We start from the raw sequence: 17,167 nt of genomic DNA on the forward strand, positions 1-17,167 counted from the left end.
TATGAGACAACTAGTTGAAGTAATTGTGATTAGTGGTAAAAATACGGAGAATATCTATTGCAGGATTGAAGCTAATGAGACACTATTGACAAGTTGAGTCTTTTATTCATCCTAATTGATAAGCGGTCTTTTTGGGATTTGATAAGTAAAAATAAAACAGCGGCACCAACCGCTGTTTTATTGTCTGCTTTTTTATACCGGATTAGCAGCAATGAGTTTTGCTACTTTATCTGCCTGAGCGATTAAACCTAAATGTGTATAAGCGCTTTTCATGTAAGGCAGCGCTTCGAGAGTTGACTGTGTATCAGGGTAATCACGTAACATTTGTTCAATTCGATTTACCACCGCGACATAGGCACCACGTTTGTTATAATATTCCACAACAGAAAGTTCATATTTTGCCAGGCGCTCTTTGATAAACATTAAACGCTTAATAGCATCGGCAGTATACAGGCTGTTAGGATGATAGCGTACTAATTGACTAAAATCCTTGAATGCTACCCTGGCGTGTTCAGGATCACGATCTGAGTGGTCAATGCCGAAGAAACTTTGCAATGGACTGTTATCCAATGCTTGTGAAGTTAATCCACGCATATACAGAACATAATCGATGTTGGGGTGAGTTGGATTCAGGCGTATGAAACGGTCAATAGAAGCGAGAGCCATTGGCAGGTCAGAGGATTTATAATAAGCATAAATCAGATCGAGTTGTACTTGCTGCGAATAGGGGCCAAATGGATAGCGATTATCGAGGGTTTCCAATTGCTTGATCGCATCGGGATAGCTACCTTTTTGCAGCTTTTCCTGACCCTTAGAGTAAATTTCCGCAGGTGGGCTGTCGGGGACAGCATTCTTATTACCAGCGCACCCGGAAAGTGCCAGGCTCAATGTGGCTGCCGCCACCAGATATTTTATGCGTATCATCACGTGTTGATTATCCTCTGAGTGTTTTTCTGGGAGACTATCCATGAAGCTCCCGGCAAAAGATCGAGTTACAATAGCACACTATATTAAATTAAACGGCTCTGCCGTCAAAACTCAACGTAAGTGTAGAAACAATATATGGCACAACAAATACGACTTAATACAACAGTCGCCGAATCTCAGCTCGGTCAACGTTTAGATCAGGCTTTGGCTGAATTGTTCCCTGATTATTCAAGATCACGCATAAAAGATTGGATCTTGGATGACAGAGTTCAGGTTAATGGCAAATTAATCAATAAGCCAAAAGAAAAAGTGTTGGGAGGTGAAGAAATTGCCATTGATGCCATCATTGAAGAAGATGCGCGTTGGGAACCTCAGAATATTGCGTTAAATATTGTCTATGAAGATGATGACATTCTAGTCATAAATAAATCGCGTGATTTGGTTGTCCATCCGGGAGCAGGAAACCCAGATGGTACGGTATTGAATGCACTGTTATATCATTATCCTGAAATCGCCGATGTCCCTCGGGCAGGCATTGTTCACCGTCTTGATAAAGATACGACAGGGCTGATGGTTATTGCTAAAACGGTTCCCGCTCAAACGCGTTTAGTCGAATCACTCCAACTACGCGAAATTACCCGTGAATATGAAGCGGTGGCGACAGGTCGTATGACAGCGGGTGGAATGGTTGAAGAGCCAATTTCTCGTCATCCAACAAAACGAACACATATGGCAGTGCATCCAATGGGCAAACCGGCTATTACCCATTATCGGGTAATGGAACATTTTAGGGCACATACTCGTCTGCGGCTGAGACTGGAAACCGGTAGAACGCACCAGATACGTGTTCACATGGCCCATATTAGTCACCCGTTGGTGGGCGATCCTTTATATGGTGGTCGTCCTCGTCCTTTGAAAGGGGCTTCTGATGAGTTTCGCGAGGTAATGCGTAACTTTGATCGTCAGGCATTGCACGCCACGATGCTGCGTCTTTATCATCCGATAACCGGCATTGAAATGGAATGGCATGCGGAATTACCTGACGATATGGTGATGCTGATTAAGGCATTAAAAGCAGATGCAGAAGCATTTAAAGACGAAATGGATTGGTAAATGACTTCGCTTATTTTTCCAAACTGGCCACAACCGACGACAATAAAAGCCTGTAGTTCTACCCGCTTAGGGGGAATAAGTTTATCACCTTACGATAGCCTGAATCTGGGTAAGCATGTGGGTGATAAACCGGATGTTGTTGAACAAAACAGGCATATTCTAGCGAAAATGGCGGAACTGCCTCAGCAACCCGTCTGGCTAGAACAAGTTCATGGTACGCGTGTTGTGAGACTCAATGGTCAGCCACTGGAAGATAATAGAGCTGATGCTGTTTATACCCATATTCCTGGGCAGGTTTGTGCTGTGATGACAGCAGATTGCCTGCCTGTACTATTTTGCAGTTCGGCTGGTGATGAGGTTGCGGCTGCCCATGCGGGGTGGCGAGGTTTATGCGCCGGCGTACTGGAAAACACGATTGCTCAATTTAACGCTAAACCTCATCAGATCCAAGCTTGGTTAGGGCCGGCAATTGGTGCGGAAAAATTTGAAGTGGGCAATGAAGTTTTGCACGCGTTCACTATCCAGCATGCTGATTTGAGTCGAGCTTTTATACCTTTTGGCGAAAAGTATTTAGCGGATATCTATTTGTTGGCAAAGTTAAAATTGCAATCTGTTGGTGTGAAAGCGATTTTTGGCGGGGATGAATGTACTGTCAGTAATAAAGAGAAATTTTTCTCTTATCGTCGTGATGGGATCACCGGACGTATGGCAACTTTAATCTGGCTGATATAACCTATCCCGTAGGGCGATCCGTTGGCGCATGAGAGAATATCTCACAATTTGCTTTTCAGAATAACCTTGAATATTTGAGGAATGGCCTCATTTAATCTCCAGTAGCAAAATTCTGAATAGTATTGGAGGTGTTATGCGTCTGGATCGTCTTACTAATAAATTCCAGCTTGCTCTCGCTGACGCCCAGTCCTTTGCACTTGGGCATGATAATCAGTTCATCGAACCAATTCACTTAATGAGTTCACTGTTAAAACAAGAGGGTGGCTCTATTCGCCCATTATTAACGTCAATTGGAATCGATGCGGGCCGTTTCAGCAATCAGCTTGAGCTGGCTTTAGAACGCTTGCCGCGGGTACAGGGTATTGGTGGTGATGTACAACCATCCAATGACTTAGTTCGTCATTTAAATCTGTGTGACAAACTGGCACAAAAAGCCGGGGATAATTTTATCTCCTCTGAATTATTTGTTCTGGCAGCATTGGAAGAACGTGGCACATTAAGTGACATATTGAAAGCTGTTGGCGCAACAAAAGAAAAAATCACTAAGGCAATAGAACAAATGCGTGGTGGTGAAAAAGTTGATGATCAGGGAGCGGAAGATCAACGCCAAGCCCTGAAAAAATACACTATTGATCTCACTGAACGTGCTGAACAAGGCAAACTTGATCCGGTGATTGGCCGTGATGAAGAAATTCGCCGCACCATTCAGGTATTACAACGCCGTACCAAAAATAACCCGGTTTTAATTGGTGAACCCGGGGTTGGTAAAACTGCCATTGTGGAAGGGCTTGCTCAACGAATCATTAATGGTGAAGTTCCTGAGGGGTTGAAAAATAAGCGAGTCCTTTCCTTGGATATGGGCGCGCTGTTAGCAGGGGCTAAATATCGTGGTGAATTCGAAGAGCGTTTGAAAGGTGTGTTGAATGACCTTGCTAAACAGGAAGGCAATGTCATTCTGTTTATTGACGAATTGCATACTATGGTTGGTGCCGGTAAGGCTGATGGGGCAATGGATGCTGGTAACATGTTAAAACCCGCCTTGGCCCGTGGTGAACTTCACTGTGTTGGTGCAACAACACTGGATGAATATCGTCAATATATTGAAAAAGATGCAGCGCTGGAACGCCGTTTCCAAAAAGTCTATGTTGCAGAACCTTCCGTAGAGGACACTATCGCTATTTTGCGCGGTCTGAAAGAGCGTTATGAGTTACATCATCATGTACAAATTACCGACCCTGCAATTGTCGCGGCAGCAACATTATCTCATCGTTATATCTCGGACCGTATGTTGCCGGATAAAGCTATCGACTTGATCGATGAAGCGGGTGCCAGTTTACGTATGCAAATGGATTCAAAACCGGAAGCGCTGGACCGTTTGGAACGCCGGGTTATCCAATTGAAGTTGGAACAGCAGGCGCTGAAAAAAGAGTCTGATGATGCCAGTAAAAAACGGCTTGAAATGCTTAATGAAGAGCTGCTCGTAAAAGAACGCGAATACTCTGAACTAGAAGAAGAGTGGAAAGCTGAAAAAGCAGCACTTACGGGTACTCAGCACATAAAAGCGGAATTGGAAAATGCCCGTATCAGTTTAGAACAGGCACGCCGCAGTGGTGATTTAGCGAAGATGTCTGAAATTCAGTATGGAAAAATACCTGGATTGGAAAAACAACTTGCCGCAGCCACACAAGCTGAAAGTAAGCATATGAAACTGCTTCGTAACAAAGTTACCGATGCGGAAATTGCAGACATTCTTGCTCGTTGGACGGGTATTCCTGTTGCCAGAATGCTTGAGAGTGAAAAAGATAAACTGTTGCGCATGGAGCAAGAGCTGCATAAACGTGTCATTGGTCAGGATGAGGCAGTCAATGCAATATCTAATGCGATTCGCCGTAGCCGTGCTGGATTGGCTGATCCAAACCGGCCGATTGGCTCATTCCTGTTCCTTGGTCCAACCGGTGTTGGTAAAACTGAGTTGTGTAAGGCGTTAGCGAATTTCCTGTTTGACAGCGATGATGCAATGGTGCGTATCGATATGTCTGAATTTATGGAAAAACATGCCGTATCACGGTTGGTAGGAGCACCGCCGGGATATGTTGGTTATGAAGAAGGTGGTTATCTAACAGAAGCGGTTCGTCGTCGACCTTATTCCGTTATTTTGCTTGATGAAGTGGAAAAAGCGCACTCGGATGTATTCAATATCTTATTACAGGTGCTGGATGATGGTCGATTGACTGATGGGCAAGGTCGTACTGTCGATTTCCGTAACACGGTTGTCATCATGACTTCTAATCTCGGGTCGGACATGATCCAAGAGCGTTTTGGTAGTCTAAATTATGATGAAATGAAAGATATAGTGATGGGAATTGTTAGCCATAATTTCAGACCTGAATTTATTAACCGTATTGATGAAGCTGTTGTATTCCATCCATTAGGGCGTCGGCATTTGTCAGCGATTGCAGATATCCAATTGCAACGTTTATACAAGCGACTGGAAGAACGTGGTTATCAGGTTACGATTACTCAGCAAGCGTTGGAAATATTGGCAGAAGCCGGGTTCGATCCTGTTTACGGAGCACGGCCATTGAAGCGAGCTATCCAGCAGGAAATCGAAAACCCACTAGCTCAAAAGATACTTTCCGGCCAACTATTGCCAGGAAAACCAGTTACTCTGGATGTGGAAAATAGCCATATCGTAGCAAAGCAATAACGTTATATTTAACGAGAGATAAGGGGCAGGAAACTGCCTCTTTTTTTATCATATTGCGCATTAAATCGCAATCTAGCCTTGTTTTTGCTTAATTGATGTTCGAATGGATTCTTTTTGTAATTAAATGCTTGCCAGCGTCAAAGAACGCCCTATAATGCGCCACCACTGACCGACACAACGCTGATAAACATTGTGAGGTCGGGCAGAGAAAGCGATAATCAGTGCTTGACTCTGCGGGCGAACAGCGTAGTATACGCAGCCCGGCTGAACGAGAATATTATTTTTTATGTCAGCCTGCTCTTTAACAATTAATCAGACAATCTGTGTGGGCACTCACAAGACCGTATCACAAAAAAATACGTTTTAAAGTCTTGAAGAGTGAACAACAGTTAATTCATTACGAAATAATTAGTCAGAATTCTTTGAGCATCAAACTTTAAATTGAAGAGTTTGATCATGGCTCAGATTGAACGCTGGCGGCAGGCCTAACACATGCAAGTCGAGCGGTAACAGGAAAGCGCTTGCGCTTTTGCTGACGAGCGGCGGACGGGTGAGTAATGTCTGGGGATCTGCCCGAGGGCGGGGGATAACCACTGGAAACGGTGGCTAATACCGCATAATGTCGCGAGACCAAAGTGGGGGACCTGAAAGGGCCTCACGCCGTCGGATGAACCCAGATGGGATTAGCTGGTAGGTAGGGTAATGGCCTACCTAGGCGACGATCTCTAGCTGGTCTGAGAGGATGACCAGCCACACTGGGACTGAGACACGGCCCAGACTCCTACGGGAGGCAGCAGTGGGGAATATTGCACAATGGGCGCAAGCCTGATGCAGCCATGCCGCGTGTATGAAGAAGGCCTTCGGGTTGTAAAGTACTTTCAGCGGGGAGGAAGGGTTTAGCCTGAAGAGGGCTGGACTTTGACGTTACCCGCAGAAGAAGCACCGGCTAACTCCGTGCCAGCAGCCGCGGTAATACGGAGGGTGCAAGCGTTAATCGGAATGACTGGGCGTAAAGCGCACGCAGGCGGTCAATTAAGTTAGATGTGAAATCCCCGGGCTCAACCTGGGAATGGCATCTAAGACTGGTTGACTGGAGTCTCGTAGAGGGGGGTAGAATTCCATGTGTAGCGGTGAAATGCGTAGAGATGTGGAGGAATACCGGTGGCGAAGGCGGCCCCCTGGACGAAGACTGACGCTCAGGTGCGAAAGCGTGGGGAGCAAACAGGATTAGATACCCTGGTAGTCCACGCTGTAAACGATGTCGATTTGGAGGTTGCGGTCTTGAACGGTGGCTTCCGAAGCTAACGCGTTAAATCGACCGCCTGGGGAGTACGGCCGCAAGGTTAAAACTCAAATGAATTGACGGGGGCCCGCACAAGCGGTGGAGCATGTGGTTTAATTCGATGCAACGCGAAGAACCTTACCTACTCTTGACATCCTCAGAATTTGCTGGAGACAGCGAAGTGCCTTAGGGAACTGAGAGACAGGTGCTGCATGGCTGTCGTCAGCTCGTGTTGTGAAATGTTGGGTTAAGTCCCGCAACGAGCGCAACCCTTATCCTTTGTTGCCAGCACGTGAAGGTGGGAACTCAAAGGAGACTGCCGGTGATAAACCGGAGGAAGGTGGGGATGACGTCAAGTCATCATGGCCCTTACGAGTAGGGCTACACACGTGCTACAATGGCGGATACAAAGTGAAGCGACCTCGCGAGAGCAAGCGGAACACACAAAGTCTGTCGTAGTCCGGATTGGAGTCTGCAACTCGACTCCATGAAGTCGGAATCGCTAGTAATCGTAGATCAGCATGCTACGGTGAATACGTTCCCGGGCCTTGTACACACCGCCCGTCACACCATGGGAGTGGGTTGCAAAAGAAGTCGGTAGCTTAACCGAAAGGGGGGCGCTGACCACTTTGTGGCTCATGACTGGGGTGAAGTCGTAACAAGGTAACCGTAGGGGAACCTGCGGTTGGATCACCTCCTTACCTGAGAGAGGTTGAGTGCAGTGCTCACACAGATTGTCTGATGAAAGAAGAGAAAACGTTATCGCGATAGGCTTGTAGCTCAGGTGGTTAGAGCGCACCCCTGATAAGGGTGAGGTCGGTGGTTCAAGTCCACTCAGGCCTACCAACTCTACTTATCCCTGGGTCTTCCAGACGCTGCGTGACTCATGTGCTCGCGCACACTGCGTTACTCGCGTTGAAATCCCCGGAGGTTAAGCGAGTTGACTGAACAGGCGATGACGGTCTATTTCTGTATGGGGCTATAGCTCAGCTGGGAGAGCGCCTGCCTTGCACGCAGGAGGTCAGCGGTTCGATCCCGCTTAGCTCCACCATATTCAACCTAATTCAGAGTATATTGGCGACAGTATGCTGCGAATTATTTTGCTCTTTAACAATCTGGAACAAGCTGAAAAATTGAAATACTCAATAATACCCCCGAGGTATTGTTGAGGTGTCTCTCAAGCTGAACAGTCCGAGACAGTTTCGGGTTGTGAGGTTAAGCGACTAAGCGTACACGGTGGATGCCTAGGCAGTCAGAGGCGATGAAGGACGTGCTAATCTGCGAAAAGCGTCGGTGAGCTGATATGAAGCGACAGAGCCGGCGATGTCCGAATGGGGAAACCCAGTGCAATGCGTTGCACTATCATTAACTGAATTCATAGGTTAATGAGGCGAACCGGGGGAACTGAAACATCTCAGTACCCCGAGGAAAAGAAATCAACCGAGATTCCCCCAGTAGCGGCGAGCGAACGGGGAGGAGCCCAGAACCTGCATCAGCGATAGCATCAGAGGAACGGTCTGGAAAGGCCGGCGAGAGAGGGTGACAGCCCCGTACTCGAAGATGGTATGGCTGTGAGTTCGATGAGTAAGGCGGGACACGAGAAATCCTGTCTGAAGATGGGGGGACCATCCTCCAAGGCTAAATACTCCTGACTGACCGATAGTGAACCAGTACCGTGAGGGAAAGGCGAAAAGAACCCCGGCGAGGGGAGTGAAAGAGAACCTGAAACCGTGTACGTACAAGCAGTGGGAGCCGTGATTAATCAGGGTGACTGCGTACCTTTTGTATAATGGGTCAGCGACTTATATTCTGTAGCAAGGTTAACCGGATAGGGGAGCCGCAGGGAAACCGAGTCTTAACTGGGCGAAAGAGTTGCAGGGTATAGACCCGAAACCCGGTGAGCTAGCCATGGGCAGGTTGAAGGTTGGGTAACACTAACTGGAGGACCGAACCGACTAATGTTGAAAAATTAGCGGATGACCTGTGGCTGGGGGTGAAAGGCCAATCAAACCGGGAGATAGCTGGTTCTCCCCGAAAGCTATTTAGGTAGCGCCTCGTGAATTCATCTTCGGGGGTAGAGCACTGTTTCGGCTAGGGGGCCATCCCGGCTTACCAACCCGATGCAAACTGCGAATACCGAAGAATGGTATCACGGGAGACACACGGCGGGTGCTAACGTCCGTCGTGAAGAGGGAAACAACCCAGACCGCCAGCTAAGGTCCCGAAGTCATGGTTAAGTGGGAAACGATGTGGGAAGGCCCAGACAGCCAGGATGTTGGCTTAGAAGCAGCCATCATTGAAAGAAAGCGTAATAGCTCACTGGTCGAGTCGGCCTGCGCGGAAGATGTAACGGGGCTAAACCATGCACCGAAGCTGCGGCAGTGACACGCAAGTGTTATTGGGTAGGGGAGCGTTCTGTAAGCCGGAGAAGGTGGCGCTGTGAGGCCTGCTGGAGGTATCAGAAGTGCGAATGCTGACATAAGTAACGATAAAGCGGGTGAAAAACCCGCTCGCCGGAAGACCAAGGGTTCCTGTCCAACGTTAATCGGGGCAGGGTGAGTCGACCCCTAAGGTGAGGCCGAGAGGCGTAGCTGATGGGAAACAGGTTAATATTCCTGTACTGAATGTGACTGCGAAGGGGGGACGGAGAAGGCTAGGCCATCCGGGCGACGGTTGTCCCGGTTTAAGCGTGTAGGTGGGAGGAGCAGGCAAATCCGCTCTTCTGTGAACACTGAGGCGTGATGACGAGCTGCTACGGCGGTGAAGTGGTTGATGCCCGGCTTCCAGGAAAAGCCTCTAAGCACCAGGTCATATTGAATCGTACCCCAAACCGACACAGGTGGTCAGGTAGAGAATACTCAGGCGCTTGAGAGAACTCGGGTGAAGGAACTAGGCAAAATGGTGCCGTAACTTCGGGAGAAGGCACGCTGGCGGTAGGTGAAGGAGTTTGCCTCCGGAGCTGAAGCCAGTCGCAGAGACCAGCTGGCTGCAACTGTTTATTAAAAACACAGCACTGTGCAAACACGTAAGTGGACGTATACGGTGTGACGCCTGCCCGGTGCTGGAAGGTTAATTGATGGGGTTAGCCGCAAGGCGAGGCTCTTGACAGAAGCCCCAGTAAACGGCGGCCGTAACTATAACGGTCCTAAGGTAGCGAAATTCCTTGTCGGGTAAGTTCCGACCTGCACGAATGGCGTAATGATGGCCAGGCTGTCTCCACCCGAGACTCAGTGAAATTGAACTCGCTGTGAAGATGCAGTGTCCCCGCGGCAAGACGGAAAGACCCCGTGAACCTTTACTATAGCTTGACACTGAACATGGAGCCTTGATGTGTAGGATAGGTGGGAGGCTGAGAAGTGCGGACGCCAGTCTGCATGGAGCCATCCTTGAAATACCACCCTTGAATGTTCGATGTTCTCACCTGGGCCCGTAAACCGGGCCGGGGACAGTGTCTGGCGGGTAGTTTGACTGGGGCGGTCTCCTCCCAAAGGGTAACGGAGGAGCACGAAGGTTGGCTAATCACGGTCGGACATCGTGAGGTTAGTGCAAAGGCATAAGCCAGCTTAACTGCGAGAGTGACGGTTCGAGCAGGTACGAAAGTAGGTCTTAGTGATCCGGTGGTTCTGAATGGAAGGGCCATCGCTCAACGGATAAAAGGTACTCCGGGGATAACAGGCTGATACCGCCCAAGAGTTCATATCGACGGCGGTGTTTGGCACCTCGATGTCGGCTCATCACATCCTGGGGCTGAAGTAGGTCCCAAGGGTATGGCTGTTCGCCATTTAAAGTGGTACGCGAGCTGGGTTTAGAACGTCGTGAGACAGTTCGGTCCCTATCTGCCGTGGGCGCAGGAAGATTGAAAGGGGCTGCTCCTAGTACGAGAGGACCGGAGTGGACGCACCGCTGGTGTACGGGTTGTCATGCCAATGGCATAGCCCGGTAGCTAAGTGCGGGAGAGATAACCGCTGAAAGCATCTAAGCGGGAAACTTGCCTTGAGATGAGTCTTCCCCTGACTGAGGTCACGGAAGGAACGTTTAAGACGAAGACGTGGATAGGCTGGGTGTGTAAGTGCAGCGATGCATTGAGCTGACCAGTACTAATGAACCGAGAGGCTTAACCTTACAACACCGAAGGTGTTTTGGTGTCGGAAGACAGCAGAGAGAGATTTTTCGCTTGTTCAGAGATTGATTCGGGTGGTTGTGGCAGAAGAGCGACAACGGCCGGAAGAAAACCGAATATGCCTGGCGGCGATAGCGCGGTGGTCCCACCTGACCCCATGCCGAACTCAGCAGTGAAACGCCGTAGCGCCGATGGTAGTGTGGGGTCTCCCCATGTGAGAGTAGGACACTGCCAGGCTTTAAATACCGTAGAAACCCTCAGCGAAAGCTGGGGGTTTTTGCGTTTTAAGGTATTATTTATTTACTTATTCCCTTTAAGAAACAGATAGTTTGTTTATCAGTCTTGAATAATTAAAATATATTATAGTAATAGCAGGCATAAAAAATAATTTAAATAACTTTTTGAACTGATGGGAAAGAAAATGAGTCATGTTATCCTAAGCTTAGCCGAGCATGACAAAAATTTCTCTCTATACCCTAATTTCAAGATGCATTGCGACAGCAAGGGAGCGAATCCCCGGGAGCATAGATAACGATGTGACCGGGGTGAGAGCGCGCAGCCAACAAAGAGGCAACTTGAAAGATAACGGGTATAAATCTAGATTTACGTACTTTTGAATATTACTCTTATTTAAGAAAATTTGAGATTTATCAAATTAAAGTTCGATGGTAAAAATCTCCCGAAATTATTCAATATCAGGAGATTTTATTTAGAAAAGATAATTCGCTTTATCGATTCAATTACAGAATACGACTAATCAGTTTGTCTACCCGGATGCGACGTAAACGGCGGATAAGTTTACGTACTTTGACTGGGTAAAGCTGGATGCTGTCCAATTCCTGATAATCACTGACAACCGTAGTATGAGTACGGATACAGTGCAGTTCTTTTGTACGTTGCTCCTGCATTTCTTTATGAGGATCGTGAATAAGAATGGCATTTTCTAAATCCAGTCCCCAGGCACGAGGATTAAGATTATTTCCTGTAATCAATTGCCATTGATTGTCCACCCACACACCTTTTAGGTGGTAGCTATTATCACCATCTTTCCATAACCTGATAGTCAGTTGATTGTTGTCAACATAACGCTGTAGTCTACTGATGAAACGGCGCAGATTAATTTCATATAAATAGGGTAATGCACCGATAATTTTAAAGGGTTCTTCCGGTGGAATATAAAAATCGTTGGCAGTTTTATCACCAACAATAATTTCCACATGTTTACCTTTACGAAGTAGATGAACGATCCGCCGGACAATGATGGCTGGAAGATTAAAATACGGAGTGCAAATAATCAGCTTTTGTTCTGTGCTGGCGATCAGATGACTAATGGTTTTATTTAGTAGATTTTTCTTTCCCAGACCGGCAAGTGGAGTGACAGATAGTTCATCATTCGTTGCCTGATTGTTTATTTTATAGGTAGTGTGCCGCAGAGAAAAACGTAATTGACGGATCAAATTTTTAATTTCAGGAATACGAGGACGGTTTTTACAATCCAGTTTCTGCACGGCTCCTGTAGCGATAATGTGATTATCAATAAAGTGTTTCATTGCTTCTGCAAGTTCTGCATTGTGAAGCAAGTGGTAGCGATCATAGCGATATTTATCATGTTGGTGGAGATAAACATCATTAATGCTTGCTCCGCTATAAACTACAGTATCGTCAAAGATAAAACCTTTTAAATGTAAAACACCCAGTGCTTCGCGGGTATTTACAGGTACACCTAGTACTGGAATTTTCACATCAGGATAAGCTTCTGCCATAGAACAATACCAATCGGCATTCGTTACTATTGCAGCAGCACCAATTCGTCCACGTTGTGCTCGATGCCAGTCAACGAGCACTTTAATGTCCAAGTCTGGGCGTTGTTGTTTAGCTGTATAAAGTGCATTAAGGATATCTTTCCCTGCGTCATCATTTTCCAGATAGAGGGAGATGATATAAATATGTTTTTCAGCGTTAGCAATTTTTTCCAGCAGGGTGCTGCGGAACACTTCAGGTTGATAAAGTGTTTTAACATCAGCAACTGACTGAGGTAGCTTAGGCAGTTGTGCAAGGTGTTGTTGATGTTTAGCTTGTTTGAATTTAGACAACATCACAGTGCGCTTTTTCTCTTATGTTAGATGGCTAAAGGACTACTATGTAAAGCAATGCATCAAATGATCTGGCGATAATACCATTAGTCTGGCTAATTGTGAGCATGATTTAACGCTCTAATGCCTAATGATTCAAGTCTGTGCGGTCCATCACGTAGTTGATTTAGAGTTCGAGGGATAAGTTTACAATGCTATCCTCAAATTGAACATCTATGGTAAATCCCAGTTTTTTAGCCAGTTTTATCATCGTACGGTTTTCTGGCATGGTGATAGCGTTGAGGCGGCTTATGCCATGTTCCCGTGTATAGTTAATCAGTTTTATCATAAGTTGATATCCAAGGGTGATCCCTTTTAAGTCAGAACGCACTAGCACAGCGAATTCTGCTTCGACATTATCTGGGTCAGCTATGGCACGAGTCACCCCGATAATTTCTGGGGTCGTTTTAGGATGTCGTACGGCAACAAATGCCATTTCACGGTCGTAATCAATCTGCGTCATATTGGCCAGATCGTCGTGTGTGAATTCGCTGATTTCACTAAAGTAGCGGTAATAGAGATCTTCTTTCGTAACCTGGCCGATGAAATCTTTCAGCAGCGGTTCATCTTCTGGCAGAATCGGACGTAGCAGGCATTCTGCACCTCCTTTGAGTTTTATAGATTCTTCTAGTTCGCTTGGATATGGACGGATAGCTAATCTAGTTCGTGGATCACCGTCTATCGAAGATAATTCCATTGAAACATCTAATAATGTGAATTCATCGCCAGAAGCCAGTAATGGATGAATATCCAGTCGTACAATTTGCGGGCAATCAAGTAACAGATTCGATACTTGAACTAACAGTCGGCTGAGTGCTAGTACGTCTAATGATTGAGGAGCTCCCCTGAGCTTAATTTTTCTACTTTTAATCGCCTGAATAACCAGATATCGCGCTAACGCCATATTAAGAGGTGGCAGCGCAACGGCTGCTTGTGTTTCCTGTGACCATTCAATACCGCCTTCACCTAACATAATCAGTGGGCCAAATACTTCATCTTGCTCGACTGCAATTCGTAGCTCTTGTGCACCAGCGCGGTTTGCCATGCTTTGAACTAACAATCCTTGAATTCTTGCGTGTGGGAAATTCTGATTGACGCGTTCGATAATCGCTTGAGCAGAAGCCTTGACCTCATTTGCATTTCGCAAATAGAGCATGACTCCCTGAACTTCTGATTTATGCGGGATATCTGGCGAGCGTAATTTCAACGCAACAGGATAACCGATCTGTTGGGCAATATTGACTGCTTCATCACTGTTATGAGCAATCCATGTTGGCAATGTATTGAGACCATAAGCTTCCAGAATAGGTTGAACTTCATGGGTATCCAGCCGAGAATTTCCCTGTTCCAGAGCCTGTTGTATGCACTGATGGGCACGTGCTGTGTTAGCTGTGATGTTTGCTGGTAGTGCGGGGGTTTCTGTTAATTGTTTCTGATTGCGGCGATATTCAACCATGTGCATGAAAGCAGTAATCGCGCCTTCAGGGGTGCGATAAGTTGGAATACCTGCTTCACTGAACAGACGGCGGGCTTCTTGTGAAGAGTATTCTCCGCACCAATTGGTAAAGATAGTTAGCCATTTTCCCCGTGGGTGTTTACGGATTGTTTCAATGACTTTGGTTGCAGTTTGAATACAGGGAGCAATTGCGCTAGGAGAGTGAATAAGTAACAGAGCATCATGGTCGTGGCTATCTAGTAACGGTTTTAACGCAGCGATATAACGTTCCACCGTGGAGTCATCTTTTAAATCTAGCGGGTTATGCAGAGAGATAGTTTCTGGGAGTTGTATTTTTAATGCTTTCGTTGTCTCTTCACCTAATATTGCGAGCTTGCCGTTACGGCGGAATAACGCATCCAGCGCCATTGCGGCTGGAGAAGCACCATTGCTAACGATAAATAGCCGTTCTCCCCGTAAAGGTGACATATGGCTTAACGTTTCTACAGCAGAAAACATTTCATGTGTATCTTGTACGCGTAATAACCCTGCTCGCTGAATTGCTGCATCATAAGCCGCATCCAAATTTTGTTGTTCACCAAGTAATTTCTGTGCTCGCTTAGTACGGCCGCTTTTAACCACCAAAATAGGTTTATTGCGGGAAGCACTTCTAGATGCTGAAAGAAAGCGACGGGCATCATGAATATGCTCTAAATAGAGCAGGATAGCGCTGGTTTTACTGTCACGAGCCAGAAAATCAAGCAGATGATCGATATCGATATCTACACTGTCACCTAATGCTATAAAGTAGGAAAATCCGACTCCCCGGTGTTTTGCCCAATCAAGAATCGTATTTGAGACTGCCGCCGATTGAGAAATAAAGGCCAATTTCCCTTTGAGTATTGGAACCGGAGAAAAGCTGGCATTCAGCCCTTGCCAGGGGGCTAATACACCTAAACTGTTTGGCCCAAGTAGTCGGATACTATAGTGCTGGCAGCACTGCTTTAGTTCAGCGAATTGGGACGTTGGTGAAGAAAGGATAATCACCGTTTTGCAACCCAACTGCCCCAGTTGTTCTAAACATTGCAAATTACGGCGGTGATGAGTACAAATAACAGCCAAGTCTGGTGTAATCGGTAATTTATCTATTGAAGGGTAAGCTAAAACCCCTTGAACAGAACGGCTATTGGGTGTAATCGGTAGTATTGGTCCGGCAAAGCCTCCTGCAAGCAAGTTACGCATCATAACTGAACCCGCTCGTTCTGGTTTTTCTGAGGCACCAATTACCGCAATGGATTTAGGGCGTAATAAAGCTTCAAGTCCGCGCTGGCTCATCAGGAGGCTCCTTATTCGTGGGGTTAGTCGATAACTGTAGCGGATTTCGCAAATTGTTGCTGTGATTTACGCTATCGGATGCAGTTGCTGAGAAGTAATTAAATTGCCAGTTTGTTGCAAAATAGTACCAAGCTGTAGCTTGAATATCTTCGGTGGGGGCTGTTTCAACAGGTAGCCAGACTGTGCCCTCCATAGCAAGTACGGCATGTCTCGCCGAAAGCAGGAAAATTAAGGGCGCATTTTAATGGATTATAGTTGTCAGAGGTAGCTTAAGATGCGCACATCAGGTAATCTTCGCGCCATAAAGCAGTTGGAGAAACGAATGAACGATTCATACAGTGGTAAAAATGGCAAAGTCAAAGTGATGTATGTCCGCAGTGAGGGCGGTAATGACAGCCGTAATAATAACAAACGTCCATCTGGTAAGGGACGTGATCAGGGTCAGCGTCGTCGGGACAATGAGCGAACATCCCGTTCTCCGCGTGCCAATGAGCGTGAAAGATCGCCTTGGAAAACAGTGTCACGCCCTGAGAGTGATTCTGTAACGCCAATGCATGGTGGTATCAGTGGGAAAAGCCAGATTGATCCTGAACAGCTCCGTCGTCAGCGAATGGAAGAAACTCGGATTTATGGCGAAAATGCTTGTCAGGCGATGTTTAAAAACCGTTCTGAAGCGATAGTTCGTGCATGGTTCGTTGAGTCAGTGACACCACGTTTCCGCAATGCGCTGAAATGGATGGCTGCTAATCGTAAAGCCTATCATGTTGTGGATGAGGCTGAACTGACAAAAGTGTCAGGTACTGAACATCATGGTGGTGTTTGTTTTCTGATTAAGAAACGCAACGGTTTGGATGCAGAGACCTACTTGAAAGATGCTCCAGTAAAAGATTGTGTTTTGGCTCTTGAAGATGTGGGTAATCCTCATAACCTTGGCGGGATTATGCGAAGTTGTGCACATTTCGGTGTGCAAGGGGTGATTTTGCAGGATGTGGCCTTGCTGGAGTCGGGCGCGGCTATTCGTACAGCAGAAGGTGGTGCTGAGCATATTAAAGGTATTGATGCTGATAGCTTGGTCACTACGCTGAATAACTTTCGTAAAGCGGGTTACACCATTGTTACGACATCCAGCCATAAAGGTAGTACCGCTTTAGCTAAAGCTGAATTACCGGAAAAAATGGTTCTGGTACTTGGTCAAGAACGCGATGGTTTGAGTGACAGTGCTTGGGAACATGGTGATATGAGTTTGTTCGTCGGTGGGTCGGGTTTGGTTGAAAGCCTGAACGTTTCTGTTGCAACGGGCATTATGCTGGCTGAATGGTGGCGACAGAATAAAGCTTGATTAGGAAAAGCGGGAGCTGGAGTGTGCTCCCGGTTTTGCTATTTA

8 protein-coding genes, 2 tRNA genes and 3 rRNA genes are annotated in these 17,167 nt (G+C 46.7%); 9 read left to right on the plus strand and 4 right to left on the minus strand.

From position 1 onward, the window contains the following. Positions 1–192: 192 nt before the first annotated feature. On the minus strand, positions 193–924 hold the full coding sequence (gene bamD, locus PluTT01m_RS06500; RefSeq protein WP_041380725.1) for an outer membrane protein assembly factor BamD: 732 nt from the start codon (positions 922–924) through the stop codon (positions 193–195). A 138-nt stretch (positions 925–1,062) separates the two neighbouring features. On the opposite strand from bamD, the gene rluD reads away from it, so the two are divergent. The 8 genes from rluD (at position 1,063) to rrf (ending at position 11,118) form a co-directional block, all read left to right on the plus strand. Further along, on the plus strand, positions 1,063–2,040 hold the full coding sequence (gene rluD, locus PluTT01m_RS06505) for a 23S rRNA pseudouridine(1911/1915/1917) synthase RluD (RefSeq protein WP_011145592.1): 978 nt from the start codon (positions 1,063–1,065) through the stop codon (positions 2,038–2,040). After that, positions 2,041–2,772: a purine nucleoside phosphorylase YfiH gene (yfiH, locus tag PluTT01m_RS06510; protein WP_011145593.1), complete on the plus strand. Its 732-nt coding sequence runs from the start codon at positions 2,041–2,043 to the stop codon at positions 2,770–2,772. It abuts the gene before it with no gap. A 133-nt stretch (positions 2,773–2,905) separates the two neighbouring features. Then, positions 2,906–5,479 carry an ATP-dependent chaperone ClpB gene (gene clpB / locus PluTT01m_RS06515; protein WP_011145594.1) on the plus strand — a complete coding sequence of 858 codons (2,574 nt, stop codon included), beginning with the start codon at positions 2,906–2,908 and terminating at the stop codon, positions 5,477–5,479. Between the two features lie 438 nt (positions 5,480–5,917). Continuing rightward, a 16S ribosomal RNA gene (locus PluTT01m_RS06520) occupies positions 5,918–7,462 on the plus strand. A 68-nt stretch (positions 7,463–7,530) separates the two neighbouring features. Beyond that, positions 7,531–7,607, plus strand: a tRNA-Ile gene (locus PluTT01m_RS06525). A gap of 129 nt (positions 7,608–7,736) precedes the next feature. Beyond that, positions 7,737–7,812: transfer RNA gene (locus PluTT01m_RS06530), tRNA-Ala, on the plus strand. A 162-nt stretch (positions 7,813–7,974) separates the two neighbouring features. Beyond that, positions 7,975–10,883 (plus strand): 23S ribosomal RNA (locus PluTT01m_RS06535). 119 nt (positions 10,884–11,002) lie between these two features. Next, a 5S ribosomal RNA gene (gene rrf, locus PluTT01m_RS06540) occupies positions 11,003–11,118 on the plus strand. Together the 16S, 23S and 5S rRNA genes with 2 tRNA genes alongside form the textbook arrangement of a ribosomal RNA operon. A gap of 503 nt (positions 11,119–11,621) precedes the next feature. Here the strand turns inward: rrf and pssA are convergent. The 3 genes from pssA to PluTT01m_RS26845 all read right to left on the minus strand — a co-directional run bounded on the left by pssA (position 11,622) and on the right by PluTT01m_RS26845 (position 15,976). Further along, positions 11,622–12,977 carry a CDP-diacylglycerol--serine O-phosphatidyltransferase gene (gene pssA / locus PluTT01m_RS06545; protein ID WP_041379979.1) on the minus strand — a complete coding sequence of 452 codons (1,356 nt, stop codon included), beginning with the start codon at positions 12,975–12,977 and terminating at the stop codon, positions 11,622–11,624. A 163-nt stretch (positions 12,978–13,140) separates the two neighbouring features. Further along, positions 13,141–15,783, minus strand: a complete 2,643-nt coding sequence (locus PluTT01m_RS06550; protein ID WP_011145596.1) for a bifunctional acetate--CoA ligase family protein/GNAT family N-acetyltransferase — start codon at positions 15,781–15,783, stop codon at positions 13,141–13,143. Next, entirely contained in the window at positions 15,764–15,976 is a 213-nt protein-coding gene (locus PluTT01m_RS26845) for a hypothetical protein (protein WP_125043743.1), read from the minus strand. Before PluTT01m_RS26845 ends, PluTT01m_RS06550 begins: the two co-directional genes overlap by 20 nt. A gap of 129 nt (positions 15,977–16,105) precedes the next feature. Between PluTT01m_RS26845 and PluTT01m_RS06555 the strand changes: the two genes are divergently transcribed. Next, positions 16,106–17,122 (plus strand): tRNA/rRNA methyltransferase, encoded by a 1,017-nt coding sequence (locus PluTT01m_RS06555; RefSeq protein WP_011145598.1) that lies wholly within the window; start codon positions 16,106–16,108, stop codon positions 17,120–17,122. Positions 17,123–17,167 lie beyond the last annotated feature (45 nt).

This window comes from Photorhabdus laumondii subsp. laumondii (genome assembly GCF_003343245.1).
Classification (GTDB): domain Bacteria; phylum Pseudomonadota; class Gammaproteobacteria; order Enterobacterales; family Enterobacteriaceae; genus Photorhabdus; species Photorhabdus laumondii.

What these genes read in the sequence shown, in the direction of transcription:
- bamD (WP_041380725.1), bottom strand. Translation starts at nt 924, where the DNA reads ATGATACGCATAAAATATCTGGTGGCGGCAGCCACATTGAGCCTGGCA.
- rluD (WP_011145592.1), top strand. Translation starts at nt 1,063, where the DNA reads ATGGCACAACAAATACGACTTAATACAACAGTCGCCGAATCTCAGCTC.
- yfiH (WP_011145593.1), top strand. Translation starts at nt 2,041, where the DNA reads ATGACTTCGCTTATTTTTCCAAACTGGCCACAACCGACGACAATAAAA.
- clpB (WP_011145594.1), top strand. Translation starts at nt 2,906, where the DNA reads ATGCGTCTGGATCGTCTTACTAATAAATTCCAGCTTGCTCTCGCTGAC.
- pssA (WP_041379979.1), bottom strand. Translation starts at nt 12,977, where the DNA reads ATGTTGTCTAAATTCAAACAAGCTAAACATCAACAACACCTTGCACAA.
- PluTT01m_RS06550 (WP_011145596.1), bottom strand. Translation starts at nt 15,783, where the DNA reads ATGAGCCAGCGCGGACTTGAAGCTTTATTACGCCCTAAATCCATTGCG.
- PluTT01m_RS26845 (WP_125043743.1), bottom strand. Translation starts at nt 15,976, where the DNA reads ATGGAGGGCACAGTCTGGCTACCTGTTGAAACAGCCCCCACCGAAGAT.
- PluTT01m_RS06555 (WP_011145598.1), top strand. Translation starts at nt 16,106, where the DNA reads ATGAACGATTCATACAGTGGTAAAAATGGCAAAGTCAAAGTGATGTAT.